Below are 26,032 nucleotides of genomic sequence, written 5' to 3'. Positions count from 1 at the left end.
TCCTATGTCTCAATCCTCACGCGATTATGGGAAATTGAAACGGTGTTCATGCTAAAAAATAATTAATCTTTGCCGCGACGCTACGGGGCAATGCCCTGAATAAGTAAAGTAAGGTCGTAAGTATTAACCCGCTAAAGGCGCCGCTGTGGGTTATGCAAACAGGTCGGTCATTTTCGCAAATTGATTGCATTTCAGTCAATTTTTAATGTTTTTTATTTTTTTAATCATAAAATTCAATTCGTTAACTTTTCATTCTGAAGGGGCATTGCAGTACGCGACGACGGTGGTCTCGTAGGTGTTCAGGCGTCGAGGGTAATGATTTAGGCATTTTCCTGTTAAATCTGTGCTGTCAATGACGGCGCGAAAGTTGCAATCTATTTTATCTGCTTTTACTGCCGTTTTTTAATGATTGTCTTTGACGTTGTCTTTTTATTTTAACTCGGATTGTTCTTGGGTGTTTTATTTATTATTAACTCTTTTTTGTTTCGTTTATTTTATTATTTAATAGGATTTTTCTTGCCTCTTTTACAAGGTGATAATAACGCGCATAGCCTAACGGCCCACCATAATGCCGGCTAACGCGCCTGTGAAAGCGCGTTAATCCCTGTTTCGTAAACTTCACTCCACCTCGCCAATTTGCGTCAGCGCATCCACCACCAGATCCCAGAACTTATCCTGATCCAGTTTGACTGCCACCTGGGTGTGGCAATCCGGCGGCGGCGGCGCGCGGAAGTCCGCGACCGTCATGCCCAACGTCAGGGTGCCGGTCAGCTCGATATCCACCGGCGCTTTACGTACCGTCATCACGGTCGGATCGATCACGTAGGCTACCGCGCAAGGATCGTGTACCGGCGGGGCACTGAAACCTTGCGCTTGCTGGTACATGCGCCCAAAGAATTCCAGCAGTTCGCCGACGAATTTGGCCGGCCCGGTGCCGAGGGCGACGATGCGTTCGCAGACCGCCGGTGTGGCCAGCGCCTGGTGGGTGAGATCCAAGCCAACCATGGTCAACGGCCATTTTTCGTTAAAGACGATGTGCGCCGCTTCGGGGTCGATTTTGATATTGAATTCCGCCACCGCGCTCCAGTTGCCCACATGATAGCCGCCGCCCATCAGCACCACTTCCTTGACCCGTTCGGCAAGGCGCGGTTCTTTGCGCACCGCCATGGCGATATTGGTCAGGCCGCCGGTCGGCACCAGCGTCACGCTGCCGGGCGGGTGGGCCATCACGGTATCGATGATCAGATCCACCGCGTGGCGCGGGTCTAACTGCAGGTGGGGTTCCGGCAGCACCGGGCCATCCAGGCCGGAATCGCCGTGAATGTAGGGCGCCACTTCGATATTGCGCACCAACGGGCGCGGGCAACCGGCGGCGAAGGGCACGCCGGTGATATTGGCGATGCGCGCCACCGCCAGCGCGTTGCGCGTCACTTTATCCAGCGTCTGGTTACCCACCACGGTGGTGACCGCCAGCAGGTCGATCTGCGGATTGCCCCAGGCCAACAGCAGGGCGATGGCGTCGTCATGCCCCGGGTCACAGTCCAGTATGATTTTTTTCATGGTTATTCCTGATGCAGGGAGAGGTTTCCGCAGCATAACGCAGCGCGCTGGCGTGGGGTAATACCGATGGTGATTTTGTTAACATGATCAAAGCCTTGCCGTTTTGTTGATGTAATGAAACGTAAATCCTCGTCGTCAGGCTTTACCCTGGAGTTTACTCCAGGGTTTACAGTGAGGTTCAGCGTCAATGTACAGAGGAGAGGTGGGATGAGCTTACTGAAAAGATTGTTGGGGCAAGGTGGTGTTAACGGCGGCCACCAGCGCGCGGGTCACCGCGGCGGGCATCATGGCAACCGCTATAACCAGCATGGCGGGCAGGGGCCGCAGTGCCCGGAATGCCAGGCGGTGAATAAACCGGGGGCGCGCTTTTGCCATCGCTGCGGCCAGCCGTTTGCCGCGATAAGCGCCAGCTGCGGACAGTGCGCCGCGCCACTGCCGCCGGGCAGCCGTTTTTGCCCGCAGTGCGGCGGCGGTGTGCCGTGAGCAGGGGCGGTTGGACGATAGCGCTGCTGCTGGGCGCCATGGCGCTGTGGACGCTGCTGGCCTGGGGCATAGCCGGCGTGCTGACCTGGCTTCCTGCGTTGGCGGAGGCGGTCGGCGGCGCACAGTTGCCGATGAACGGCGTGCTGAGCCTGGTGCCGCAGACGATGTTGGACGCCTGGCTGCCGTGGCTGAAACAGCTGGGCAGTGGGCTGGCGAGCGACTTTCCTCTGCTGCTGAACTGGGCGGGCTACGCCGTCTGGCTGCTATGGGGAGTGGGCATGTTGGCGCTGATGCTGCTCGGCGCGCTGGCGCACCGCTACTTAAGTGCCGCTCAGCGATAACCCTGATAGACCGCCGTCACGCGTTCGAAATAGTCGGTCAGGTAGTTGATGCACACCTGTACCTTCAGCGGCAGCTTGTCCTTCTCGGTGTAGAGCGCGTAGATTGGCCGCGGATCCGAATGGTAGCTTTTGAACAGGATCTCGATCTCGCCGCGCTTGATCTCTTCGATCACCCACATCAGCGGGGCGTAAGCGATGCCGGCACCGTTTTTCAGCCAGCGGATCATGGTAGAGGAATCGTTGGTCACGAAGCGCCCCTGCGGTGAAATGCGTGTGGTGATGCCCTCCGGCGAGATCAGCTCAAATTCGCTGTCGGGCCGCACGCTGTACTCCAGCCAGGAGAAATTGACCATATCGCTTGGCTTCTGTGGCGTGCCGTGCTGGCTCAGGTAGCTTTTGGCGGCGCACACCACCATCGGCATTTGCCCCAGGCGGCGGGAGAACAGGCTGGAGTCCTGCAGTGCGCCGGTGCGGATCACCAGATCCAGCCCGTCGGCGATCAGATCCGGAGCCGGTATGCCGGTCACCAGGTTGACCGTCAGGCCCGGGTACTCTTTCATCATCTCGGCGGTCATGTTCGCCAGCACGTTTTGCGCCATGGTGGATGAGCTGCCGATGCGCAGCGTGCCGGTGGGCGTATTGTTAAACGCGAACAGCTGCTCATGCACTTCACTGACTTCCTGCAGCATGCGCCGGCAGCCTTGATAGTAGATTTTGCCGGCTTCGGTCAGGCCGATGCTGCGCGTACTGCGGTTCAACAGCTTGACCTGCAGTTCATTTTCCAGTTTCGAGACGGTTTGGCTGATCGACGAAACGCTCATATCGAGTTGGCGCGCGGCCGCGGTAAACGACCCGAACTCAACCACTTTGGCGAATACCGACATCCGTTTTAATCGTTCCATTATTCACTCTGGCTTAAAAGTGATTTAGATCACAGATTGTTGATGCCTTGATAGTAAGCAGGCTAATATAACGTGGTCGGGTGAATAGACCTTACCAACGTGCGAGAGCGAGCGGCGACGCAATCCTGCCGCTCCCTCCGGCACCCTCGCAATCCCTGTCGTGGATGTCAGCCCCAAAGTTTACCCTTTTTTCAGGTTCGTGGCCCGGACAAGCTGTCTGGTCAAGATTTGTGGCGCGCGCACGCTAAAATGTAAAGAGAATGTGAATGGCAAGACCTGTTATCTCCCGGCGCAGTAAACAATAAGGAAAAAGTGATGAGTTTGCTTCCGGTTATGGTCATCTTCGGACTGTCGTTTCCGCCGGTGTTCTTCGAGCTGTTGGTGTCGCTGGCGTTGTTCTTCCTGCTGCGACGCCTGCTACAGCCTACGGGGATTTACGACTTTGTCTGGCATCCGGCGCTGTTTAACACCGCGCTGTATTGCTGCCTGTTCTATCTGATTTCATGTCTTTTTGTTTGAGGTCGCTGTGAAAAATTTTTCGATAAAAATAACCCGAATCGCGATCACTCTGATTCTTGTGTTGCTGGGCATTGCCGCCGTGTTCAAGGCGTGGGTGTTTTACACCGAGTCGCCGTGGACGCGTGACGCCAAGTTCACCGCCGACGTGGTGGCGATCGCCCCGGACGTCAGCGGCCTGCTGACCGAAGTGCCGGTGGTGGACAACCAGCTGGTGAAGAAAGGGCAGGTGCTGTTCGTGGTCGATCGGCCGCGCTATGAACAGGCGCTGGCGGAGGCCGGTGCCGACGTCGCTTACTATCAGACGCTGGCGGCGGAGAAGCGGCGTGAGGCCGGCCGCCGCGTGAAATTGGGCGTGCAGGCGATGTCGCAGGAAGAGATCGATCAGTCGAACAACTCGCTGCAGACCGTGCAACACCAGCTGGCGAAGGCCGTGGCGGCGCGTGAGCTGGCGCAGCTGGATCTGGAACGCACCACGGTGCGCGCCCCGGCCGATGGTTGGATCACCAACCTTAACGTGCACGCCGGTGAATACATCACCCGCGGTTCGGTGGCGGTGGCATTGGTGAAAAAAGACTCCTTCTACATCCTGGCGTATCTGGAAGAGACCAAGCTGAACGGCCTGAACAAGGGCGATCGTGCGGAGATCACCCCGCTCGGCAGCAACCGCATTATGCACGGCACCGTCGACAGCGTGGCGGCGGCGGTGAACAACAGCAGCAGCACGGTCAACAGCAAAGGGCTGGCCTCGATCGACAGCAACCTGGAGTGGGTGCGCCTGGCGCAACGCGTGCCGGTGAAGATCCTGCTGGACGCCAAGGATCAACAACATCCGTACCCGGCCGGCACCACCGCCACCGTGGTGATCGTCGGCCAGAACGATCGCAATGCCGACAGCGGTTCGCCTTTTGTGCGCCTGATGCACCGGCTGCGTGAGTTCGGCTAATGAACAGCCCAACCTTTATCCGGCTGAGATTTGCCTTCAAACTCAGCTTCGCGATTGTGTTTGCGCTGTTCGTCGGCTTCCATCTCAATTTGGAAACCCCGCGTTGGTCGGCGATGACCGCGGCCATCGTCGCCGCCGGCCCGGCCTTCGCCGCCGGCGGTGAGCCCTTCTCCGGCGCCATCCGTCACCGCGGCTGGTTGCGCATCATCGGCACCTTTATCGGCTGCTTCGTCGGCCTGATCATTATCATCACCACCGCCCGCGCGCCGGTGGTGATGCTGCTGCTGTGCTGCATTTGGGCCGGTTTTTGTACCTGGATATCTTCGTTGATCAAGGTAGAGAACTCCTACGCCTGGGGCCTGGCCGGTTATACCGCGCTGATCATCATCGTGACGGTCGCCAGCAGCGAGGCTCATCTGCTGGAAGCGCCGCAGTTCGCCATCGAGCGTTGCAGCGAGATCGTTTTGGGGATCGTCAGCGCCGTGTTGGCGGATCTGCTGTTCTCGCCGCGTTCGATTAAGCAGGACATCGATCGGGCGGTGGATCAGCTGCTGGTGGATCAGTATCGCCTGATGCAGATGTGCATCAGCAACGCCGACAAAGAGGACATCGATCGAGCCTGGAGCAATTTGGTGAAGAGCACCACGGCGCTGGATGGTATGCGCAACAACCTGATGATGGAGTCCTCGCGTTGGCAGAAGGTCAACCGCCGGGTGAAGGCGCTGCATACGCTGTCGCTGACGTTGATCACCCAGGCCTGCGAAACCTACCTGATCCTGCTGAATCACCCAGACGCGCTGCAAGAAAGCCTGCGCGAGCAATTGATGCTGCCGGCGGAAACCCCGCAGGAGATCCACAAGCGCATGAAGCTGTTGCGTCAGGTGCTGACCACGCATCGCTCCGATGAGACGCTGTCGACCCTCACCAGTTGGGTCGGCGCGGCGACGCGCTACCTGCTGCTGTCGAAAGGCGTGCACACCAACGGCAGCATCAGCGCAGTGGAAGAGGGCGTGTTGAGCAATGAAACCGTGGTCAAGCCGACCTCGGCGGAAGGGCATCACGCGATGATCAACGGCCTGCGCACCTTTGTGGCGACGGCCTTCGGCAGCCTGCTGTGGCTGTGGACCGGCTGGACGTCCGGCAGCGGTTTTATGGTGATCATCGCGGTGATCACCTCGCTGGCGATGCGCACCCCGGCGCCGCGCATGGTGGCGATGGATTTCGTGCTGGGCATGCTGGCAGCGATCCCGGTTGGTTCCCTGTTCTTCATGGTGATCCTGCCGGCGACGCAGCAGAGCATTTTGCTGCTGTGCCTCAGCCTCGGCCTGCTGGCGTTTTTCATCGGCATCGAGGTGCAGAAGCGGCGGCTTGGTTCGCTGGGGCTGCTGGCGGGGACCATCAACATTCTGGTGCTGAGCAACCCGATGGAGTTCAACGTCACCCAGTTCCTCGACGGTGCGCTCGGCCAGTTCCTCGGCAGCTGCGTTGGGCTGATGGTGCTGCTGCTGATCCGCGACAATTCGCGCGAGCGCACCGGCCGCACGCTGCTCAACCAGTTCGTCGGCAGTGCGGTGTCGGCGCTGACCACCAAGGCGGCACGCCGTCGGCAGAACCACCTGCCTGCGCTGTATCAGCAACTTAACCAGCTGCTGATGATGTTCCCGAACGACATCGCCAAGTACCGGCTGGCGCTGAACCTGATCATCGCCCACCAGCGCATGCAGCGGGCGGAAATCCCGGTCAGCGAAGAGCTGTCGGCCTTCCACCGCCAGATCCGCAGCACCGCCGATCGGGTGGTGTCGGCCAAGAACGACGTCAAGCGCGCCTATTACTACGATCGCTTGCTGGGCGAAATGAACGAGTACCAGCAGAAGCTGGTGGACAATCAGGCGCCCCTCAGCGTCACTGGGCCGGTGAAACGCCTGGCCGACATGCTGCATCGCTATCGCCACGCCTTGATCGATTGATGCGTTCCCGCCTTTCGCGCCGCGCTGTGCGGCGCCTTCCCCGACTATACTGAAAGCAGTATCCGGCACGACGATCCGCGCCTTCGGGGGCGGACCGTTTTCAGAGAGACTCCGAGTGCCAGAACGGCTGGAAAGTGGCATCATTGACATAAACGGATGAAGCGCCTCGCCGCCGCAGAAACGTTACGCGCCGGTCATCTTAGTTTCATCCTGGTCGTCTATATACCTAACTAGCCTGGGGGCGTTGCGGCGCCTCCGGCGAACATCATTCAGGGAATGCAATGAACAAGCGGATTCTGTTGGCGATCGTCATCGCCGTTGTTATCGCCGTCTTCAGCGCGCTGCGCGGCACCGATCATCGCGCGGTCGGCGGCAACGTGGCGGTGCAGGCGCCGGCGGGGCAGCAACAGAGCATCGACAGGCTCACGCAGCAGCAAACGGTGGTGAGTTACCTGCAGCAGCATCAGCGGTTGCCGGACTATTACGTCACCAAGAAGCAGGCGCGCGAGCAGGGCTGGGATCCGCGATCGGGCAACCTTTGTTCGGTATTGCCGGGCAAGGCGATCGGCGGCGATCGGTTCTCCAACCGTGAAGGGCAACTGCCGACCGCCGGCGGCCGGGTTTGGCGCGAGGCGGACATCAATTACCAGTGTGGCCGGCGCGGCGCCGATCGCCTGTTGTACTCGAGCGACGGTCTGATCTTCGTCACGCGTGACCATTACAAAAACTTCATTCGTGTGGAGTGAGTTTGATGGCAAAAGTAGAGTTTGATTTTGAACAGATCCAGGATGTGCCGACCTTCTACCGCGATTTCGCGCACAAGTTTGCGTTGGACGAAGGGTTTGGCGCCAACCTCGATGCGCTGTGGGACGTAGTGACCGGCGATATCGGTCTGCCGGTGGAGATCGAGTTCACTCACCTGAATGCCCGCAGCAAGCGTCGTTTCGGCGCGATAATCCTGCTGTTTGAAGAAGCGGAGGAAGAACTGGAAGGCGGCCTGCGCTTCAACATCCGCGAAAGCAGCGGCGAACCGGCACATCACCGGGGATGAAACGGGTTCATCCCGGGATGGCGGCGGCGCTTAGTCGGCCGCTTCGGCCAGCTCGCGCAGGTATTGGAAGATTTGGCGGTAAGCCTTAGGCGGCTTGTTGGCGGCCTTCTCTTTCTGCGCGTTGCGCACCAGTGAACGCAGCTGTTGGCGATCGGCGGCCGGATACAGATCCAGGATCGACGGAATGGCGTCATCGCCTTCTTCCACCAGGCGGTCGCGCAGCGCTTCCAATTTGTGGAACAGCGAAACCTGCTGGTTGTGGCGGTTTTTCAGCTTGTCGAGCGCGGTCTGGATCGGCTCGATATCGCGGGCGCGCAGCATCTTGCCGATCAGCTGCAGCTGACGGCGACGGCCTTCTTTCTTGATCTTCTGCGCCAGCTCGATAGCGGCACGCAAATCTTCGTCCAACGGAATGCGGTCCAGCGCGTTTTTTCCCAGATCGACCATTTCGGCCCCCAGGTCTTTCAGCGCTTCGGCATCACGTTTAATCTCACTTTTACTGACCCAGATAATCTCGTCATCGTCCTCGTTTTCATTCTCCGGGACATCGTCGAGCCAGTCTTCAGGCTGTTTGTTCATGGTAGGCTCCGTTAAAAAGAGGCTAATCCTAACAGGTTGTCCGGCAACCCGCCAATTGCGTGCCCTGAGCAAACTGAGTATAGCTGCCACGTTGGGGGATTATCGCGCCTTGCCGCGCGTCCTGCGAATTTGTGCTGTTGTTTTTATCACCTTGTCTGTATAAAATTTTGTACAAAATGAGGTGGTGTTCATGGATGATGACATCGAGAAAGCCATTGATTGGCGTGGTTCATCGTTAGCGGATTTGCTGGCCTTTCCAATCGATGCGCGAAAAGCGGCAGGATTTGAACTGAGTAAAGTGCAAAGAGCTCTGGAACCCGGTAATTGGAAACCGATGGCCGGCTGCGGAAGCGGCGTTATCGAAATCCGTTTATATGCCATCGGCGGGGCATTCAGGGTGGTCTATGTGGCAAAGTTCAGCGAAGCGATCTACGTCTTGCACAGCTTTCAGAAGAAGACGGAGAAAACCAGCCGCCACGATATTCAGATAATCAAAGCGCGTTATGACGCGGTCATTAATGAGCGGAGTAAAGGTCATGACCAAGCCGATTGATACCGATTCGCGCCACGTTACGCCCGCAGGCGGCAATGTGTTTGCGGATCTGGGATTTTCCGCCGACGAGGCTCGGCAATTGCAAGCGCAGTCCAATGCGGAGATTGCGCAGCTTATCGCACTGAAAAAGCAGCTGATGGGTGAGATCAGCGCGTGGATTGAGGAGGAGGGGTATCGCCAGGAGGAGGCGGCGCGTTATCTGCACACTTCCCGGCCGCGCGTGTCCGACGTGGTGAATCAGAAAACCGAGAAGTTCACGCTGGATGCGTTGGTCAACATGATGGCAAATATCGGCAAGTCGGTAAAACTGATCGTCGAGTGATGCGTGGGTTTTGCATGTTATCCCGGCTTTGCCGTTCGGCTTTATGCGAAATTCAACGCGGTTCCTGTTAGACTCAACGGCAGAGATCTCAGGATTTTTGCGCGCGGCCCCGCGTGCACAACTACGCCGCTCCAGGCACTTTTCTCAACGATTTTCTGATTAATTATGGCAGATTGATGAAAGTAGTCACTCAAGTTGCAGAACAGCGCAAGGCGCTGGAACAGGCCGTTTCTCAGGCGCTGGAGCTGGCCCGCGCCGGTTCCGACGCGGCGGAAGTTGCGGTTACCAAATCGACCGGCATCAGCGTCAGCACCCGCTTCGGCGAGGTGGAAAACGTCGAGTTCAACAGCGATGGCGCGCTGGGCATCACCGTGTATCACCGCCAGCGCAAAGGCAGCGCCTCTTCCACCGATCTCAGCCCGGACGCCATCGCCCGCACCGTGCAGGCGGCGTTGGATATCGCGCGCTACACCTCTGAAGATCCTTGCGCCGGCCCAGCGGAGAAAGATCTGCTGGCGTTCGAGGCGCCAGATCTCGATCTGTTCCACCCTGTCGAACTGGACGCCGAGCGCGGCATCGAGCTGGCGGCGCGCGCTGAGCAGGCCTCGCTGGCGGCAGACAAGCGCATCACCAACACCGAAGGCGGCAGCTTCAACAGCCACTACGGCATCAAGGTGTTCGGCAACAGCCACGGAATGCTGCAAAGCTACTGTTCCAGCCGCCACTCGCTGTCCAGCTGTGTGATAGCGGAACAGGACGGCGATATGGAGCGAGATTACGCTTACACCATCGGCCGTGCGATGGGCGATCTGCAAAGCCCCGAGTGGGTGGGGCAGGAGTGCGCCCGCCGCACGCTGGCGCGTCTCGCGCCGCGCAAACTGTCGACCATGAAGGCGCCGGTGTTGTTCGCCTCCGAGGTAGCCACCGGGCTGTTCGGCCATCTGGTGGGCGCCATCAGCGGCAGCAGCGTTTACCGCAAATCGACCTTCTTGTTGGACGCGCTCGGCAAGCAGATCCTGCCGGATTGGCTGACCGTCGAGGAGCATCCGCACCTGCTGAAAGGGCTGGCGTCGACGCCGTTCGACAGCGAGGGCGTGCGCACCCAGCGGCGCGATATCGTCAAGGACGGTGTGCTGCAGACCTGGCTGATGACCAGCTACTCGGCGCGCAAGCTGGGCCTGCACAGCACCGGCCATGCCGGCGGCATCCATAACTGGCGCATTGCCGGGCAGGGGGCCGACTTCGCCGGCATGCTGAAACAGCTCGGTACCGGGCTGGTGGTCACCGAGCTGATGGGCCAGGGCGTCAGCGGCGTCACCGGCGACTACTCGCGCGGCGCCGCCGGTTTTTGGGTGGAAAACGGTGAGATCCAATATCCGGTCAGCGAGATCACCATCGCCGGCAACCTGAAAGACATGCTGCGCAACATCGTCAGCGTTGGCAGCGATATTGAAACCCGCAGCAATATCCAGTGCGGTTCGGTGCTGCTGCCGGAAATGAAGATCGCCGGCCAGTGATCCTCTGTGCGGCCGGCGCCCGTCGGCCGCGCGTTATCCCGTCTCAACCTTGCTTACAAATCTCCGGTTTCGATTTTGCCCGGCCTTGCCTAAGGTAGTGGTGGATTGACTAAAACAATAAACGGAAGGTGAGCAAACATGCAGAATACCCTGAAAGCCTTGGCGGCGTTGGTGCTGCTGGCGGCCAGTTCGCTGGCGGCTGCCGCCGATCTGGGCGACGATATGGACACCCTGGCTGAAAACTACAAAACGGTGCTGAATACCGATTCCGCCGCCGCCCTCAAACAGAGCCTGCAAAACATGCGCGCCGCCGCGCAGGATGCCAAACAAGCCACCCCGCCGAAGCTGGAGGACAAAGCCGCCGATAGCCCGGAGATGAAAGACTTTCGCAGCGGATTGGATACCTTGATTGGCCAGATCGATCAGGCGTTGGCGCTGGCTGAACGGGGCAAAGTCGCCGAAGCGAAGCAGTTGGCGAAGGGCTTCAAGCAGACCCGCGACGCCAATCACCAGAAATTCCGCTAAGTCGTCAACTATCGCGCCCCTCTTCCGCCAGATAGGAGGAGGGCGCCTGCCCCAGCACGCGGCGAAACATGGTTGAAAACGCCGCGCTGCTGTCATATCCCATCTCCATCGCTACCTGCGTCACGCTGCACCCTTCGGCCAGCAGCGCCAACGCCAGCACCACGCAGGCGCGCTGGCGCCATTGCGAAAAAGGCATGCCGGTCTGCGCGCGAAAGAAGCGGCTGAAGGTGCGAATGCTCATATACAGGCGAGGGGCCCAATGCTGCGCGGAATCGTGGGCGTCGGGCTGCTGCAAGAAGGCGCGGCACAGCTCGCTCAGACGAGGATCGGCGGGCAGCGGGATGTGCAGCGGCAAGGGCTGCAGCCGCGCCAGCTCGTGCAGCAGCAGCGTCGCCAGCGCCCCGTCGCGCCCTTCTCGCGCATATTCCAATGGCATATCCACCGCCGCCATCAACAGCTGGCGCATCAGCGGCGTGACGCTGACCACCTGACACACCTGCGGCCGTTCGACGGGCAGCGCGCTCGGTTCCAGGTACAGGCTGCGGGTGGTGACGCCGACCATCCTCACCGCATGCGGCATCTGCGGCGGTAACCACACCGCGTGCTGCGGCGGGACGATCCAGTTGCCCTGCTGTGTGAAGACGTGCATGACGCCGGTGGCGCCGTACAGCAACTGTGCGCGCCGGTGGCTGTGCATCGGCAGCAGATGCCCCGGCGGATAGTCGGTGCCGATGGCGATCACGGCGCGCGCTACGTGGTCGATGTCATCAATGCGGACGTTGCGCATGTGTTCTCTTTGGCAGACAGATTGGCCGAAACGCAATGATAGTTGGCCTTTCATATAAAGCAAGCCAGCAGCCGGCGGCCTACTATCGGGGCAGAAAAATAATGCTTGTCTGGGTAGTCGCTATTTTTAGCGGCGATAAAGCCTATGCAAGTTTTCACACCGGGGTGGGGCGGGTTATCTCGTTTCCGCAATACAAGAAGTTAATAAGGAATAAGGCGTCTTTTTATTCCAACACCTGAAGCAATAGTTCTTAGCGCAGTTCAATGACTATAAGGTGATATTTCATGTATAAGTTCGGTGTGATTGGCGGCGGAGCCGCCGGCATCTCTTTTGCGTATAACTTTATAAAAAATAAGTCGGTTAATCATTGCAAAAGGCCGCTTTCCCTGAAGGTTTTCGATAAACAGGGCTTCAAGGGCGGTATGGCGTACAGCAGCGACTTTGACAGCCATATATTGAATATGACGCCGGAAAACATGTCGGCGGATATTTTCGACGACGCGCACTTCGTTGATTGGATCGCCATGCATTTCCCGCAGTTTTGCCAGGATCGTTATCCTCCGCGTTGGTTGTATCGGGAATATCTCGATTTTATTCGCGACATGGCGATTTATATGGCGGCGGACAGCAACGTGACGTTGAATTTCGTGACCGCCGAAGTGAATGCCATCGCGACGCACGAGGCGGGTTATCGGCTGACCACCGCCTGCGGCGGCGCCGAGCAGATGAATGCGCTGGTGTTGTGCTCGGGGCACAACCCGCCGGAATGCCTCTATCCGGTGGATGGCGTGATCCCTTATCAGGCCAACCAGGATCTGCCGGCGATTAACCCTTATTCGGCTATCGGCGTGATTGGCTGCAGCCTGACGGCGATCGACGCCATCGTCGAACTGACGGAGCGCATGGGGGCGACCGATATCTGCGCCCTGTCGCGTTCGGGTCTGTTCCCCAGCGTGCAGCCGGCGTTGATGCGTCCGCCGCCGGCGGCGTTCGTTGAGGGGCTGCGGCGCTTTGTCGCCGGCAACGATTTCATCGACGCGCATCAGTTGGTTCATGCGATCAACGCCGCGCTGGCGCGCCACTACCCGGGGCCGGAGCGGTTAACGGTGCTCTCGGCACTCGGGGAAGGGCGCGACTGTTATCGCGATCTGGCGGAGAGCCTCGATCGCGCGCGTTTTGCCCGGGAACACATCTGCAGCTATCTGGCGGCGATCCACCCGACGGTATGTGCCGCCTGGGTCAAGATGGATGCCAACAACCGGCAGGTCTTTATGCGTTTTTACAACTCTTCCTGGATGCGCAATCGGCATGCTATGCCGCTCAAAAACGCCAACAAGATCGTGGCGGCCCTGGAGAGCCAGCGCCTGCGCGCCTGCGGCGGCCTGGTGGATATCGGCAAGGATAAGGACGGTTTTACCCTCCGTTGCCAGGATGAACGGGTGCGCGTGCAGTATCTGTTCAACTGCACTACGCCGTCTTATCAACTGCCGCCCAACCGCCTGAGCCATCAGCTGCTGCAAGACGGGCTGGTGCAAGAAAACCTGTTCGGTGGCGTGAAGTGCAACCCGCACACGCTGAAAATCGCCGATCAGCGCGGCCATGAACAGCATCTCTATTCGCTCGGCGCGCCCGCCAAGGGCGATCTTTTTTACACCTCGGCGATGGAGTCCATCACGCGGGATATCAGCAAAATCGTGTTCAACAACCCTATTTTCAACGCAAAGAAGGCTGAAGTATGAAAAACGTAGCGCTCTTTGTCGGCAACGACATTTTCTCCTGGCTGGCGTGTCAGGATCTGATCGTCTCTTTGAAGAACGAGTGTGCTTTCACGGTGTATTTTCCCCTGGCGAAAAGCACCGGCCGCACGCAGGAGCCGGCGGTTCGCCGTCTGGGGTTGTATGAGCGCGAGGTGCTGAACGATTTCGTGTTCCCGTTCGTCGGCCGCAACGCCGGCGCCTGTGTGGGCGCCTATCAGCCGCCGACGCTGTTTCTGGCCGCCGCCGGGGTGAAAGCGCATCGCGTCGCCGACATCAACGACGCTGCGTTTATCAGCAGCCTGGGGCACATGGACGCCGTGATCTCCCTGCGCTGTTATCAGAAATTCTCCGCCGACTATGTGCGCGCCTTCAGCCGACGCGGCAAGCTGCTGTGGAACCTGCATCCGGGGGATTTGCCGCGCTATCGCGGGGTGATGACGCTGTTCCGCGCGATGATGAACGGCGACAAAGACTGCGCGGTGACGCTGCATGAAATGGACGAGCACTGGGATGCCGGCCCGGTGCTGGCCCGGCTGCCCGCCGAGCTGCGCCACGACCTGTCGTTCCTGGAAAACATGATGCTGCTGGGCGTGCAGAGCGGCGCTTTCTTGGCCCGTCAGCTGATGCGGGCGGAGCGAGGAGGCGCGGTAGCGACGGAAAAGCAGGGCGACTCGCGCTATTGGGGCTTCCCGGACGCGCAGACGCTGGCGCAGGCGGAGCAGGCCGGCATTGAGCTGGCGGACCATGACGCCGTGCGCGAGCAGTATCTGAGCCTGTTCGTCGGCGATCGTTTTCATCCGCTGGCGGGGCAGTTCTGCGCCGGGTTCGACGACTTCGTTCGGGCGCACGGCCATGATTGAGACGTTGATTGTTCTGGGTGCCGGTTTTCTGACCGGCATCACCACCATTCTGTTCGGTTTCGGCGGCGGCTTTGTGGTGGTGCCTTTCGTCTACCATTTGATCTCCGCCTCGGGCGAACAGCCCGGCCAGGCGATGCATATCGCGGTGGCGACCTCGACGGCGGTGATGATCCTCAATGCGGGTTATGCCACGCTGACCAACTGGCGCAGCGGCAATCTGCTGCGTGAAACCATCGTGCCGCTGATTTTTTTCATCGGCATCGGCGCGGCGCTTGGCGCGCTCGCCTCCTCGCTGCTGGCGGACGGCGTGATACGCTGGCTGTTCATGGTCTATATGGCGGTGACCATCGCCGACTGTCTGTTCCGCCGGGGCTTCCTGGTCAAACCGGCGCGCGCCGAACTTTCCACCGCTACGCTGTGGGGCGGCGGGCCGCTGATCGGCGGCATCGCCACGCTGCTGGGCGTCGGCGGTAGCGTGATGACCGTGCCGTTGCTGCGCCGACACGGCTATGACATGAAGCACTGTGTCAGCGCCGCCAATCCGCTGTCGATCCCGGTGGCGGTGATCGGCGCGCTGATGTATATCGTGCTGGGATGGCGAGAAATGAGCGGGCCGCAGTATCTGGGCTACGTCAATCTGAACATTCTGGGGCTGTTGGTGGTGGCGGGGATTGCGGGAATTGTCTTCGCCAGGCGCTGTTTACCGAAGGTCAGTGATGCGCTGCACGCCAAAATTTACGTGCTGCTGCTGATCGCCGTGCTGATCGCTATCTGCGTCTGAGACAGAAAGGGCGGCCGGACGCCGCCCTGAGAACCGCTTAACGGTGGTATTCACCCGCCGCTTCCGGCTGGTACAGCAATTCCAGCACTTCAATCCGCGCTTCTTCACCGTTCGGCAATTGCCAGGAGATCTGCTTGCCGACGTGCATGCCGAGCAGCGCTGCGCCCAGCGGCGCCATCACCGACAGCTGATCGTGGCTGTCTTTCAGCGATGCCGGGTAAACCAGCGTGCGCACGTGTTCCTCATCGGTGTGCAGATCGCGAAAACGCACGCGGCTGTTCATGGTCACCACGTTGGCCGGCATTTTCTCCGGCGGCAGGATTTCCGCGCGATCCAACTCGTCGTTCAGCGCGGCGGCAACGTCGGTGTTGGCAAAGGCCGGTTGTTCCAATAGCGCATCCAGGCGTTCCGCATCCAGCTCATTAATAGTAATGATGGGTTTGGTCATTCCACTCTCCAGTCAAATCAAAGGGTGCCAGTCTGTGCACCCATAAATTCGGAAAAACAACACAAAGCAACACCCCCGCGCCAGAGGAGCGGGGGTGTTGGTAATGTCGATTTGTCCCATTGATAGTAGGCGGTTGGGGCGAGAAAAGAAAGAGATCCCGATCACGAAGGCTTTTATCGTCAATCGTGGCAAAAGAAACGGTTAGCCCGGTTATCTATTTGTTATCTCATTGACTTTTTCACCGCCGCGCCGTTTTGCGAAATGGATCCCCGTGCGTCATTCGATTTCCACTTCGAACTGGAAAAAACTGGTCTACACAGAAAGTCTGACCGGGGTTAGGGTAAAGACAGCAAAGAAAGCGGGTTATTTAGGTGATGCGCTTTACGACTTACGGATTAATGTGGGATCTAGGGGTACTGAAAAGTGAATGATGGATCTGCTTCGGTAAAAGAAATTGAACAGTCCGATGTCAGCGAAGCCGGAGCGGTTACCGCTCGGGTGTTGGCGGATATTACCGCGATGCTGAATGCGGAAAATATTTATACCAATTCGGTACAGCAACAAATGCTGGAGTCACATATTCGCGCCATGGTGCTGCGCTCAATAACCGGCGAACCGTTGCCGGAGGTGGATAAATCGCTGTTCGACGAGATTTCCGCCGAATCCATGCAGATGGCGGAGCGCGTGGTAAGTCAATTTGGCACATTGCCTATCGAAGAGGCCTATTTGCTTTCGGTGCACTTCGAAGTGGCGAAAGATAATAACGCATAGCGGTTAACGCATCTATTTCAATCAGGAGAATATACCATGGGTCAAATTACCGTAGTGATCGGCGATCGTTTGGGTAAAGGGCAAAAAGTCGGCCAGGGCGTTGAAAACGCAGGCGGAAAAGCGGTGGTCATCCCCGGTGTGGCGGCGGACATGAAGCTGGGCGACGTGATGAAAGCGGAAAATGCGCAGCTGGGCATCTCTTTTTGCGGCAGCGGCGGCGCCGGCGCGATTACCGCGCAAACCAAACACGGTTACAAGGCTAAATACGGCATGCGCTCGGTGGAAGAGGGCGTGACGGCAATTAACGAAGGCTGCAACGTGTTGGGCTTCGGCTTTATGGATAAAGAAGAGCTGGGCCAAAAACTGGTGGAAGCCTACATCAAAAAACATGGCAACCCATAATGAAAGAGCAATATACCACATCGGTAAAGGTGGAGGGTAAAGGCGATAGCAAAGCGAAAGCTTTTGCTTCCGCCTTGGCTAATGTGCAGGGCGCGGTATTAAAGTCCACCAACAATATTCTGCTGCGCATCGAGCCGCAGGACGTCAGCGTATTGAAAGCGGAAGAGAAAATAACTAAAGAGAAATTTCTTTTCTTCTTTTTGCCGCGTGAAAGAAAGAGCTATGCCGTTTCTCTGGAAATAACCGTGAACGTAACCATTATCAACACCGAGAAGGTTGTCTTCGTCACGAAATAAAAACGTTAGCATAAATGAAAGGGTATACTGATGTTTTTAATCATCTTATTTAAATCGATTATTATCGGCGGGTTGGTGGGGGTCGGCGTAGGGGCCGGCGCCGCGCGCATGTTCCACGCGCCGACCACACAGGGCATGGGGGCGTTTCGCACCCTGGGCGAGCTGAATTCCTGCGAAGGCGATCCGGCTTCCCACTTCTCATTCGGTCTGGGCTTCTTCTTCAACGCCTGGGCGTCTTCCGTGGCGGCGGGTTCCTTCACGCAGGACGTCGACCACCGCATCATCCCGCACTGGGGCGCGGCGGCCTTGATGGTCAAGAACCGCAATTTGGCGAAAACGCTGCACGATCCGAAAAAAATGGCTATCGCCTGCGGCATCATCGGCATGCTGGTGGTGACCTTCCTCAATACCACCGCTTCCGCCGTGCCCGCCGCGCTGCAGGTCACCGCGATCAAGGTGCTGGTGCCGGCGGCCAACCTGCTGGTGAACACCGTGATGCCGGTGATCTTCTGGCTGGCGGCGATCGACGCCGGGCGCCGTTCCGGCTTCTGGGGCACCATCTTCGGCGGCCTGGCACAGCTGATCATGGGCAACGCCGTGCCGGGCCTGGTGCTGGGCATTCTGATCGGCAAAGGCGTGGAAGAGAGCGGCTGGAACAAAATCACCAAGATCATGATGGCGGTGATCGTGCTGCTGTTCGTGCTGAGCGGCTTCTTCCGCGGCTTCGACATGAAAGTTCTCGAGTCCTTCAGCCTCGGCGTGCCGGGCTGGCTGGACGCCATTCACAACACCCTGAGCGGTAAATAAGGAGCGGGATGATGGAAGAGCAAACCCAAAAAGGCTTCTGGTACGCCGACTGGTCATTCCCGATTTTTGTTGGCCTGCTGTCCTCCGGCGTGTTCGCCGGGACGCACATGTACTACCTGTATGGCATCGGCGCCTTTAACGAAGTGGCGTTCGTTTCCATGCTGCGGGCGGGGATGGATACCGGCGTGTACGGCGCGGTGGCGGCGTTCGGCGCCAGCTTCCTGTTCGCACGCATCATCGAAGGCTCGCTGGTGGGCATCCTGGACATCGGCGGCGCGATCCAAACCGGCGTCGGGCTGGGTGTACCGGCGCTGCTGCTGGGTGCCGGCATCGTGTTCCCGGTCGCCAACTTCGCCGCTTCGCTGGTGACCGGCCTGGTTATCGGTCTGGCGATCGGCTACGTGATCATCCTGGCGCGCAAATTCACCATCAATCAGAGTAACTCCACCTACGGGGCGGACGTGATGATGGGCGCCGGCAACTCGTCGGGCCGCTTCCTTGGGCCGTTGATCATCTTGTCGGCGATGACCGCCTCGATTCCGATCGGCATCGGTTCGCTGCTCGGCGCGCTGTTGTTCTATATCTGGGGTAAACCGATCACCGGCGGTGCGATCCTCGGCGCGATGATCCTGGGAGCGATCTTCCCGGTAGCCATTTCTTAACAGGCCTGCGCCAGGCGCCGCCCGAAATAGCGAGCGGCGCCCGGGCTAACAGGAGCAATGCGGTATGTATGACTTAGTAATCAGAGGCGCCAGACTGGCGGACGACACGCTGATCGATCTGGCGGTGAAAGACGGCAAAATAGCCTCGGTGGGGCGGTTGGCGGCGGACGTCAGCGCCGTTCGCCAGCTGGATCTGGCGGGCAACTGCCGTCTGAGCGCCGGCTGGATCGATGCGCACGTGCATTGCTATCCGGCTTCGCCGATTTACCATGACGAGCCGGATCGGGTCGGTGTCGCCAGCGGCGTCACCAGCGTGGTCGATGCCGGCAGCACCGGCGCCGACGATATCGACGCCTTTTATCAGCTGACGCGCAGCGCCAAAACCAACGTGTTCGCCTTCCTCAACATCTCGCGCATCGGCCTGCTGCGGCAGAACGAGCTGGCGGATATGGCGGACATCGACAAACGCGAGGCCGGCCAGGCGATCGCCAACCACCCCGGTTTTATCATTGGCATCAAGGCGCGCATGAGCAGCAGCGTGGTGGGCAAAAACGGCACCCGGCCGCTGGTGCTGGCCAAAGAGATCCAACGGGAAAACCGCCAGCTGCCGCTGATGGTGCATATCGGCAACAACCCGCCGAACCTGGACGAAATCGCCGATCTGCTGACCCGCGGCGACATCATCACCCACTGCTACAACGGCAAACCGAACCGCATTCTGACACCGGCAGGCACGTTGCGCGAGTCTATCCAGCGCGCACTGCGGCGCGGCGTGTTGCTCGACGTGGGGCACGGCACCGCCAGCTTCAGCTTCGAGGTGGCGCGCCAGGCGATCAAGCTGGGCATTTTGCCGCACACCATCAGCTCCGATATTTACTGCCGCAACCGCATGAACGGGCCGGTGCACAGCCTGGCGACGGTGATGTCCAAATTCTTCAGCGTCGGCCTGACGCTGCCGCAGGTGATCGCCTGCGTGACGGAGAACGCCGCGTCGGCGCTGCAACTGAGCGGCAAAGGGCGGCTGGAACCGGGCTATGACGCCGATTTCACGCTGTTTGAACTGCGCCGCGAACCGCAGGTGTTCGCCGACGCCGAAGGGCAAACCGCCGAGGGCGAACAGCTGCTGGTACCGCTGGCCGCGGTGGTAGCCGGGGAAATCCTATTAACCGAACAAGGGGAGGCTGCGCATGTCTTCGATTTATGAAAAATACGGTTTGAAGCAGGTGATCAACACTTCCGGTCGCATGACCATTCTCGGCGTTTCCACGCCGCGCCAGGACGTGATCGACGCCGTTAACTACGGTCTGAATCACTATTTCGAAATCAAGGATCTGGTCAACAAAACCGGTGCCTATATCGCCGATCTGCTCAATGTGGAAGATGCGGTGATCGTTTCCTGCGCCTCGGCCGGCATCGCCCAGTCGGTGGCGGCGGTGATCGTCAAAGATAACGCCAATTTGCTGGTGAACCTGCACTCGGCGCCGATCAGCGTGCCGCGCGAAATCGTGCTGCCGCGCGGCCACAACGTCAACTTCGGTGCGCCGGTGGACACCATGGTGGCGCTGGGCGGCGGCAAGGTGGTGGAGGCGGGTTACGCCAACGAATGTTCGCCGGAGCAGATTGAAGCCTGCATCACGCCGCAGACGGCGGCGATCCTGTACGTCAAATCGCACCACTGCGTGCAGAAAAGTATCCTGTCCGTCGAACAGGCGGCGGTGGTGGCGCGCAAACATAACCTGCCGCTGATCGTCGACGCCGCGGCGGAAGAAGATCTGATGTGTTACTCCCAGATGGGGGCCGATCTGGTGATCTACAGCGGCGCCAAAGCCATCGAGGGGCCGACCAGCGGTTTGGTGATCGGCAAGAAACAGTTCGTCGAGTGGGTGAAGCTGCAGTCCGGCGGCATCGGCCGGGCGATGAAGGTCGGCAAAGAGGGCATCCTCGGGCTGACGCAGGCGATTGAAAGCTATCTGACGCTTGAGAAAACCACCGGGCAACAGATGGTGGAGCGGATGACGCCGTTCCTCGACAGCCTCAACACCCTGACCGGCGTCAGCGCCAAAACCGTCTGGGACAGCGCCGGCCGCGATATCGCCCGCGCAGAGATCGCTTTCGACGAGGCGGTGCTGGGGCGTTCGACCTATGACATCGTCCAGGCGCTGAAAACCGGCGACATCGCCATCTACTTCCGCGGCTACAAGGCCAACGAAGGCAAGATTGAGGTCGATGTGCGCAGCGTTGACGAGCAACAGCTGATGACCGTCTTTACCTGTATTAAAAACCTGTTTACGGAGAAACAAGCATGAAGCTGCAGCCTAACTACTATCGCGATCGTGTCTGCCTGAACGTGCTGGCCGGCTCCAAAGCCAACGCGCAGGACATCTACGCTGCGGCGGAAGGCCATGTGCTGGTGGGCGTGCTCTCCAAGAACTACCCGGACGTCGACAGCGCGGTGACCGACATGCTGCGCTATGCGCGCCTGATCGAGAACGCGCTCTCGGTTGGCCTGGGCGCCGGCGATCCGAAGCAGTCGGCGATGGTCAGCCTGATCGCTCAGCAGGTGCAGCCGCAGCACGTCAACCAGGTGTTTACCGGCGTCGGTGCCAGCCGCGCGCTGTTGGGCCAGAACGACAGCGTGGTCAACGGCCTGGTGTCGCCGACCGGCCGCGTCGGTTGGGTGAAGATCTCCACCGGTCCATTGAGCGCCGCGGCGCCGGACGGCATCGTGCCGGTGGAAACCGCTATCGCCTTGCTGAAGGACATGGGCGGCAGCTCCATCAAGTATTTCCCGATGGGTGGCCTGAAGTGCAAAGACGAATACCAGTACGTAGCCAAGGCCTGCGCTGAACATGACTTTATGCTGGAGCCGACGGGCGGCATCGATCTGGAAAACTACGAGCCGATCGTCGAGATCGCGCTGGCGGCCGGCGTGAAACGCGTGATCCCGCATATCTACAGCTCGATCATCGACGCCGCCAGCGGCGACACGCGCCCGCAGGACGTGAAAACCCTGCTGGCGATGACCAAAAAGCTGGTGGGCTGAACGCGTAATGGGATGAGGTATGCCCTAAATAATTGGAGTTGCTTCCAGGCGGCAAGAGCATGAGTCCCCAGTCACTTACTTAAGTAAGTGACTGGGGGGAGTGCTTGCAGCCAACACAGAAGCAACTTCAAGTATGACGGGGATAACGCTGGGAGGCGAAGGTTTTCCCGTGGCGCGGCATGCCGCGCCGTTACCTATACTAAGGATTGAGGATTACTATGCGAAACTGGCAGGCTCCAACCCGACGCACCGCGTTGTTTCTGGCGCTGCTGGCCGTGACCGGCCCGGCGCTACATGCTGAGGATGCAATGAACTCCACGTCATCTCATTTTGCCTATATCGGCACCTACAATCCCAACGGCGAAGGCGTTTACCGGGTGCAGCTCGATCCGGCCAGCGGCGCGCTGAGCCACGCTACGCTGGTCAGCAAAGTGCCGAATCCGGCACAGTTGACACCGGGTCTTGACGGCAAGACGCTGTATGTCGCCAGCGAAGTGGCCGATTTCAACGGCGGCAAGCACGGCGGCATCACCGCTTACCGGGTCAATCCGGCCGACGGCGCACTGACGCCGCTCAACCAGGTGGACTCGCAGGGGGCGGGGCCGGTGTATCTCTCATCGACGCCGGACGGGCGCCACCTGCTGGTGGCCAACTACGTCAGCGGCAGCGTGGCGGCCTTCCCGATCGAAGCGGACGGCAGCCTGGGCGCCGCCAGCTCGGTGCAGCAACAGCAGGGCCCTGCGGGCGCGGCCCGACCGGCGGCGGCGGTGAACGGCAGCTTCGCCATCAGCGATCACAATGGCTCGCATGCCCATATGATCGCCAGCGATCCGAGCGGCAAGTTCGTGTTCTCCACCGATCTGGGGCTGGATCGCATTTACCAATGGCGCTTTGACGCCGCAAGCGGCCAGCTGACGCCGAACGATCCGCCGTGGATCGCCGCCTCTTCCGCCGGTGCCGGTCCGCGTCATTTCGTGTTCCACCCGGACGGTGAAACCCTGCTGCTGGTGAACGAAGAGGCCTCGACGTTGACCAGCTACCGTTTTGATCGCCAAAAAGGTACTCTGAAACAACTGCATGCGGTTTCCACGCTGCCCGCCGACTATCAGGGCACCAGCTTCGCGTCGGGGCTGGCGCTCAGTAAAAGCGGCGACACGCTGTACGTCGCCAACCGGCTGCATAACAGCATTGCTCAGTTCAGTGTGGGTGCCGGCGGTGCGTTGAAGCCGGTGGCGGAAACCTGGACGCGCGGCGATTACCCGCGTTCGCTGGCGCTGAGCCCGGACGGCCGCTATCTGTATGCGTTGAACCAGCGCAGCGATAACGTTACCCGTTTCAGCGTAAACCCGACGGACGGCAAACTCAGCTTTGCGGGCGGCTATCTGCCGATCGGCAGCCCTTCGCAAATGGCGTTCCTGCCGTCGCCGAAGTAACCCGTGGCCCGCCCGGTTCGCCGGGTGGGCCGCCTGATTGACGGATACAGAATGGTGCGATTTCCTTACCCGCGTTTGGCTTACTTGTTCGATGCTTTGCAAACCGAGACTTTGCCGCAGGATGAGCTGGCGAAGCGGTTCGCCGTGTCCACCCGCACGGTGCGGGCGGATATCACCGCGCTGAACGATATTCTGGAAAAGTACGGCGCGCGCTTCGTGCATAACCGCGGGGCCGGCTATCGTCTGCAGGTCGACAATGCCGCACTGTTCAGCGCCTTGCAGCATCAGGAGCGCCGCAAGCACGCCACCCCGCGCAGCGCGCAGGAGCGGGTGCATTACCTGCTGGTGCGTTTTTTGACCTCAGCCTTTTCCCTTAAACTGGAAGATCTGGCCGACGAGTGGTTCGTCAGCCGTGGCACGTTGCAAAACGACATGGCTGAGGTGAGAGAGCGTCTGGCGAACTATCAATTGACGATCGAAACCAAACCGCGCTACGGCATGAAGCTGTTCGGCGCGGAGATGGCGATCCGCGCTTGCCTGACCGATCTGCTGTTTCAGCTGCAGCTGGCCGATGCCGAGAACCCGCTGCTCAACAACGAGATCCTGCTGCAGCCGCAGGTGGCGGCGTTCGCCGGGTTGCTGCACCCGCTGTTGTCGCAATACGCCATTCGTCTGACCGACGAGGGCGAGCAGTACCTGATCTTCTACTGCGCGGTGGCGCTGCGGCGCATCAATGACGGCTATCCGCTGCCGGACTTCGAGGTGGAGGACGGCGACGACGCGGTGCGTCAGGTGTCGACCCGCCTGGCGGCGGAGCTGCGCGCAGCCTCCGGCAAAGAGATCTCGATGGCCGAAGAGGCCTATCTACGGGTCAACATTGCCGCGCGGCGGGTGCAGGACGTACAGCCGACCGAAATCAACGCCGACGACGAAGAAGCGCTGGTGGACTACATTCTGTCCTACATCAACGCGCACTATAACTACAACCTGCAGGGCGACGAGCAGCTGCGAGCCGATCTGCTCACCCATATCAAAACCATGATTACGCGGGTGAAATACCAGATCAACATCCCCAATCCGCTGCTGGCCAACATCAAGCAGCACTATCCGATGGCTTACGACGTGACGCTGGCGGCGGTCTCCAGCTGGGGCAAATACACCCCCTATACCCTGAGCGAGAACGAGATCGGCTATCTGGTGCTGCATATCGGCGTGGGGCTGGAGCGGCATTACAACATCGGTTATGAGCGCCACCCGCAGGTGATGCTGGTGTGCGATACCGGCAACTCGACGGTGCGGATGATCCAGGCGCAGATTGCGCGCAAGTATCCGCAGCTGGTGATGACGCGCATCGTCTCGCTGCGCGATTACGAGATGCTCGTGCATATCGACGAAGACTTCGTGATTTCCAACGCCCGCATCGGCGAAAAGAATAAGCCGGTGGTGGTGATGTCGCCGTTCCCGACCGATTATCAGCTGGAGCAACTGGGCAAGCTGGTGCTGGTGGATCGCACCAGGCCGTACATGCTGGAGAAGTTTTTCGACGCCGAGCATTTCATGGTGCTCAACGAGCCGCTGACGCAGGCGGAACTGTTCAGCCGGGTGTGCGGCCAGCTGGAACGGGAAGGGTACGTCGGCGCGGACTTCTACCCATCGGTGGTGGAACGTGAGGCGATCGTCTCCACGCTGCTGGGCGAGGGCATCGCGCTGCCGCATTCGCTGGGGTTGCTGGCGAAAAAAACCGTGGTGGTGACGCTGCTGGCGCCGCAGGGCATAGCCTGGGGTGAAGGCGAGGTCGCGCAGGTGATTTTCCTGCTGGCGATCAGCAAACGCGACTATGAAGAGGCGATGGCGATTTACGAGCTGTTCGTCACTTTCGTGCGTGAGCGCTCAATGAGCCGCCTGCTGGGCAGCGACAGCTTCGACAGCTTCAAGGCGGTGGCGCTGGACTGCCTGAGCCGGAGTTAAGGGCTAATCTGCTTCCGGCAGAAAGAGGGCCGGGGGCAGATTGAAGCGTTTGGCCAGCGCCATAATGTGCGGAATGGTCAGCGATCTTTTGCCGCTCAGGATTTGGTTGACCAACGACTTTTTGCCGATCTCATGTTCAAAATCACTTTGGCTGAGTTGGTGCTGTTCCATCAATACGCGAAGCGCGGCCACCCCCTGCGGGAGTTGGGCGATACGCTGGTTGAATGCGGTAAATTCGGCGCTGTTATCTTCATATTCGGCGATTTTTTTTGCCAGCATGTCAATCAGCGGATGGTGTTCATCGTTTTCCAGCAGATATTCCACCAATTCGAGCGCTTCCCGGTAGTCTTGCTGAGAGCTGCTGCCCTGCAATAAGGGCACGGCGCGCAGTAGTGCATCGGCGGCCTTAATGGCATCTGAAATCATGACGAACTCCTTCGATAGTGCTGCATCAGCTTGTCGTACTCGGCGTGGCTAACGATGTGTTTTACGAATATTTTCTGCGTTTCGAAGCTGGCGAAGAACAGGATCCGCAGGTGGTTGCCGCCGACGTCAATGACCCACCATTTCTCTTTATATTTCATCCGGTCAAGCGAAGGGAACAACGCCTTTAACTCGACTGGCGTGCTGAACTCGCCCCGTCGCAAGGCTTTGTAAACGGCCTCGAGAGCCGCGGCTGCATGGGGGTATTGCTTGGTTGCGTTATTGAACGGTTCCCTGGAAATGATGTGCATCGCTCCCTCGATTCATACCCG

At 59.4% G+C, this 26,032-nt stretch carries 31 protein-coding genes; 24 read left to right on the top strand and 7 right to left on the bottom strand.

Annotated elements, in window-relative coordinates:
- Window positions 1-618 precede the first annotated feature (618 nt).
- The gene (locus tag BHU62_RS11055) at window positions 619-1,560 is read right to left on the bottom strand and encodes a nucleoside hydrolase (protein WP_073532054.1); all 942 of its coding nucleotides are present in this window, start codon (window positions 1,558-1,560) and stop codon (window positions 619-621) included.
- Between the two features lie 207 nt (window positions 1,561-1,767).
- Between BHU62_RS11055 and BHU62_RS11050 the strand changes: the two genes are divergently transcribed.
- Together BHU62_RS11050 and BHU62_RS11045 are read left to right on the top strand one after the other, a co-directional pair.
- Complete coding sequence (locus BHU62_RS11050; RefSeq protein WP_073532053.1) at window positions 1,768-2,043, top strand: zinc ribbon domain-containing protein; 276 nt, start codon at window positions 1,768-1,770, stop codon at window positions 2,041-2,043.
- The gene (locus BHU62_RS11045) at window positions 2,040-2,384 is read left to right on the top strand and encodes a hypothetical protein (RefSeq protein ID WP_073532052.1); all 345 of its coding nucleotides are present in this window, start codon (window positions 2,040-2,042) and stop codon (window positions 2,382-2,384) included. The genes BHU62_RS11050 and BHU62_RS11045 overlap by 4 nt, the downstream gene beginning before the upstream one ends.
- Here BHU62_RS11045 and aaeR read toward each other — a convergent pair.
- Window positions 2,375-3,286: an HTH-type transcriptional activator AaeR gene (aaeR, locus tag BHU62_RS11040; RefSeq protein WP_073532051.1), complete on the bottom strand. Its 912-nt coding sequence runs from the start codon at window positions 3,284-3,286 to the stop codon at window positions 2,375-2,377. The genes BHU62_RS11045 and aaeR overlap by 10 nt on opposite strands.
- Before the next feature lie 315 nt (window positions 3,287-3,601).
- Here aaeR and aaeX point away from each other — a divergent pair, with 315 nt between their 5' ends.
- From aaeX to BHU62_RS11015, 5 genes are all read left to right on the top strand, one after another.
- Window positions 3,602-3,805 (top strand): p-hydroxybenzoic acid efflux pump operon protein AaeX, encoded by a 204-nt coding sequence (gene aaeX / locus BHU62_RS11035; protein ID WP_004936952.1) that lies wholly within the window; start codon window positions 3,602-3,604, stop codon window positions 3,803-3,805.
- Between the two features lie 7 nt (window positions 3,806-3,812).
- The gene (aaeA, locus tag BHU62_RS11030; protein ID WP_073532050.1) at window positions 3,813-4,748 is read left to right on the top strand and encodes a p-hydroxybenzoic acid efflux pump subunit AaeA; all 936 of its coding nucleotides are present in this window, start codon (window positions 3,813-3,815) and stop codon (window positions 4,746-4,748) included.
- Window positions 4,748-6,715, top strand: a complete 1,968-nt coding sequence (aaeB, locus tag BHU62_RS11025) for a p-hydroxybenzoic acid efflux pump subunit AaeB (RefSeq protein WP_073532049.1) — start codon at window positions 4,748-4,750, stop codon at window positions 6,713-6,715. Before aaeA ends, aaeB begins: the two co-directional genes overlap by 1 nt.
- Before the next feature lie 281 nt (window positions 6,716-6,996).
- Window positions 6,997-7,461, top strand: coding sequence for a ribonuclease (locus BHU62_RS11020; RefSeq protein ID WP_073532048.1), 465 nt, complete (start codon window positions 6,997-6,999; stop codon window positions 7,459-7,461).
- A gap of 5 nt (window positions 7,462-7,466) precedes the next feature.
- On the top strand, window positions 7,467-7,766 hold the full coding sequence (locus BHU62_RS11015) for a barstar family protein (RefSeq protein WP_073532129.1): 300 nt from the start codon (window positions 7,467-7,469) through the stop codon (window positions 7,764-7,766).
- Window positions 7,767-7,796: 30 nt separating this feature from the next.
- Here the strand turns inward: BHU62_RS11015 and yjgA are convergent, their stop codons facing one another.
- A complete protein-coding gene (yjgA, locus tag BHU62_RS11010; RefSeq protein WP_019453156.1) occupies window positions 7,797-8,345 on the bottom strand; it encodes a ribosome biogenesis factor YjgA in 549 nt (182 codons plus the stop codon).
- A 190-nt stretch (window positions 8,346-8,535) separates the two neighbouring features.
- On the opposite strand from yjgA, the gene BHU62_RS11005 reads away from it, so the two are divergent.
- The 4 genes from BHU62_RS11005 (at window position 8,536) to cybC (ending at window position 11,262) form a co-directional block, all read left to right on the top strand.
- Window positions 8,536-8,898, top strand: coding sequence for a type II toxin-antitoxin system RelE/ParE family toxin (locus BHU62_RS11005; RefSeq protein ID WP_073532047.1), 363 nt, complete (start codon window positions 8,536-8,538; stop codon window positions 8,896-8,898).
- The gene (locus BHU62_RS11000; protein ID WP_073532046.1) at window positions 8,882-9,220 is read left to right on the top strand and encodes a helix-turn-helix domain-containing protein; all 339 of its coding nucleotides are present in this window, start codon (window positions 8,882-8,884) and stop codon (window positions 9,218-9,220) included. The genes BHU62_RS11005 and BHU62_RS11000 overlap by 17 nt, the downstream gene beginning before the upstream one ends.
- Before the next feature lie 176 nt (window positions 9,221-9,396).
- Entirely contained in the window at window positions 9,397-10,737 is a 1,341-nt protein-coding gene (pmbA, locus tag BHU62_RS10995; protein WP_073532045.1) for a metalloprotease PmbA, read from the top strand.
- A 138-nt stretch (window positions 10,738-10,875) separates the two neighbouring features.
- Entirely contained in the window at window positions 10,876-11,262 is a 387-nt protein-coding gene (gene cybC / locus BHU62_RS10990) for a cytochrome b562 (protein ID WP_073532044.1), read from the top strand.
- A 4-nt stretch (window positions 11,263-11,266) separates the two neighbouring features.
- Here cybC and BHU62_RS10985 read toward each other — a convergent pair whose 3' ends face one another.
- Window positions 11,267-12,049 (bottom strand): AraC family transcriptional regulator, encoded by a 783-nt coding sequence (locus BHU62_RS10985; protein WP_073532043.1) that lies wholly within the window; start codon window positions 12,047-12,049, stop codon window positions 11,267-11,269.
- 284 nt (window positions 12,050-12,333) lie between these two features.
- On the opposite strand from BHU62_RS10985, the gene BHU62_RS10980 reads away from it, so the two are divergent.
- From BHU62_RS10980 to BHU62_RS10970, 3 genes are read left to right on the top strand one after another with little or no spacing between them, the layout of a single operon-like run.
- Complete coding sequence (locus tag BHU62_RS10980) at window positions 12,334-13,788, top strand: FAD/NAD(P)-binding protein (protein ID WP_073532042.1); 1,455 nt, start codon at window positions 12,334-12,336, stop codon at window positions 13,786-13,788.
- Window positions 13,785-14,666: a formyltransferase family protein gene (locus BHU62_RS10975; protein ID WP_073532041.1), complete on the top strand. Its 882-nt coding sequence runs from the start codon at window positions 13,785-13,787 to the stop codon at window positions 14,664-14,666. The genes BHU62_RS10980 and BHU62_RS10975 overlap by 4 nt, the downstream gene beginning before the upstream one ends.
- Window positions 14,659-15,447, top strand: a complete 789-nt coding sequence (locus BHU62_RS10970) for a sulfite exporter TauE/SafE family protein (protein ID WP_073532040.1) — start codon at window positions 14,659-14,661, stop codon at window positions 15,445-15,447. The genes BHU62_RS10975 and BHU62_RS10970 overlap by 8 nt, the downstream gene beginning before the upstream one ends.
- Before the next feature lie 37 nt (window positions 15,448-15,484).
- Here BHU62_RS10970 and rnk read toward each other — a convergent pair whose 3' ends face one another.
- Entirely contained in the window at window positions 15,485-15,895 is a 411-nt protein-coding gene (gene rnk, locus BHU62_RS10965; RefSeq protein ID WP_004936993.1) for a nucleoside diphosphate kinase regulator, read from the bottom strand.
- Window positions 15,896-16,348: 453 nt separating this feature from the next.
- Between rnk and BHU62_RS10960 the strand changes: the two genes are divergently transcribed.
- The 10 genes from BHU62_RS10960 to BHU62_RS10915 all read left to right on the top strand — a co-directional run bounded on the left by BHU62_RS10960 (window position 16,349) and on the right by BHU62_RS10915 (window position 25,277).
- Window positions 16,349-16,666 (top strand): glycine dehydrogenase, encoded by a 318-nt coding sequence (locus BHU62_RS10960; RefSeq protein WP_088776050.1) that lies wholly within the window; start codon window positions 16,349-16,351, stop codon window positions 16,664-16,666.
- A gap of 36 nt (window positions 16,667-16,702) precedes the next feature.
- Complete coding sequence (locus BHU62_RS10955; protein ID WP_033636151.1) at window positions 16,703-17,068, top strand: glycine-rich SFCGS family protein; 366 nt, start codon at window positions 16,703-16,705, stop codon at window positions 17,066-17,068.
- Window positions 17,068-17,364 carry a DUF4312 family protein gene (locus tag BHU62_RS10950; protein ID WP_019453147.1) on the top strand — a complete coding sequence of 99 codons (297 nt, stop codon included), beginning with the start codon at window positions 17,068-17,070 and terminating at the stop codon, window positions 17,362-17,364. The genes BHU62_RS10955 and BHU62_RS10950 overlap by 1 nt, the downstream gene beginning before the upstream one ends.
- Before the next feature lie 30 nt (window positions 17,365-17,394).
- Window positions 17,395-18,171, top strand: coding sequence for a DUF4311 domain-containing protein (locus tag BHU62_RS10945; protein WP_073532038.1), 777 nt, complete (start codon window positions 17,395-17,397; stop codon window positions 18,169-18,171).
- A gap of 11 nt (window positions 18,172-18,182) precedes the next feature.
- Entirely contained in the window at window positions 18,183-18,833 is a 651-nt protein-coding gene (locus BHU62_RS10940; protein ID WP_033636148.1) for a DUF4310 family protein, read from the top strand.
- A 64-nt stretch (window positions 18,834-18,897) separates the two neighbouring features.
- The gene (locus BHU62_RS10935; protein ID WP_073532037.1) at window positions 18,898-20,037 is read left to right on the top strand and encodes an amidohydrolase/deacetylase family metallohydrolase; all 1,140 of its coding nucleotides are present in this window, start codon (window positions 18,898-18,900) and stop codon (window positions 20,035-20,037) included.
- Window positions 20,021-21,139: a DgaE family pyridoxal phosphate-dependent ammonia lyase gene (locus BHU62_RS10930; protein ID WP_073532036.1), complete on the top strand. Its 1,119-nt coding sequence runs from the start codon at window positions 20,021-20,023 to the stop codon at window positions 21,137-21,139. Before BHU62_RS10935 ends, BHU62_RS10930 begins: the two co-directional genes overlap by 17 nt.
- The gene (gene dagF, locus BHU62_RS10925) at window positions 21,136-21,876 is read left to right on the top strand and encodes a 2-dehydro-3-deoxy-phosphogluconate aldolase (RefSeq protein WP_033648993.1); all 741 of its coding nucleotides are present in this window, start codon (window positions 21,136-21,138) and stop codon (window positions 21,874-21,876) included. The genes BHU62_RS10930 and dagF overlap by 4 nt, the downstream gene beginning before the upstream one ends.
- A 218-nt stretch (window positions 21,877-22,094) precedes the next feature.
- Window positions 22,095-23,309 (top strand): lactonase family protein, encoded by a 1,215-nt coding sequence (locus tag BHU62_RS10920; RefSeq protein WP_073532035.1) that lies wholly within the window; start codon window positions 22,095-22,097, stop codon window positions 23,307-23,309.
- A 51-nt stretch (window positions 23,310-23,360) separates the two neighbouring features.
- Window positions 23,361-25,277, top strand: coding sequence for a BglG family transcription antiterminator (locus BHU62_RS10915; protein WP_073532034.1), 1,917 nt, complete (start codon window positions 23,361-23,363; stop codon window positions 25,275-25,277).
- 3 nt (window positions 25,278-25,280) lie between these two features.
- Here the strand turns inward: BHU62_RS10915 and BHU62_RS10910 are convergent, their stop codons facing one another.
- Both BHU62_RS10910 and BHU62_RS10905 read right to left on the bottom strand, forming a co-directional pair.
- On the bottom strand, window positions 25,281-25,703 hold the full coding sequence (locus BHU62_RS10910; RefSeq protein WP_073532033.1) for a helix-turn-helix domain-containing protein: 423 nt from the start codon (window positions 25,701-25,703) through the stop codon (window positions 25,281-25,283).
- Window positions 25,700-26,011: a type II toxin-antitoxin system HigB family toxin gene (locus tag BHU62_RS10905; protein WP_073532032.1), complete on the bottom strand. Its 312-nt coding sequence runs from the start codon at window positions 26,009-26,011 to the stop codon at window positions 25,700-25,702. The genes BHU62_RS10910 and BHU62_RS10905 overlap by 4 nt, the downstream gene beginning before the upstream one ends.
- Between the last annotated feature and the right edge of the window lie 21 nt (window positions 26,012-26,032).

It is taken from the genome of Serratia marcescens (assembly GCF_001902635.1).
Classification (GTDB): domain Bacteria; phylum Pseudomonadota; class Gammaproteobacteria; order Enterobacterales; family Enterobacteriaceae; genus Serratia; species Serratia marcescens_F.
Note: the sequence above shows the minus strand (reverse complement) of the source record. Positions and strands in the feature narration are given on the sequence as shown.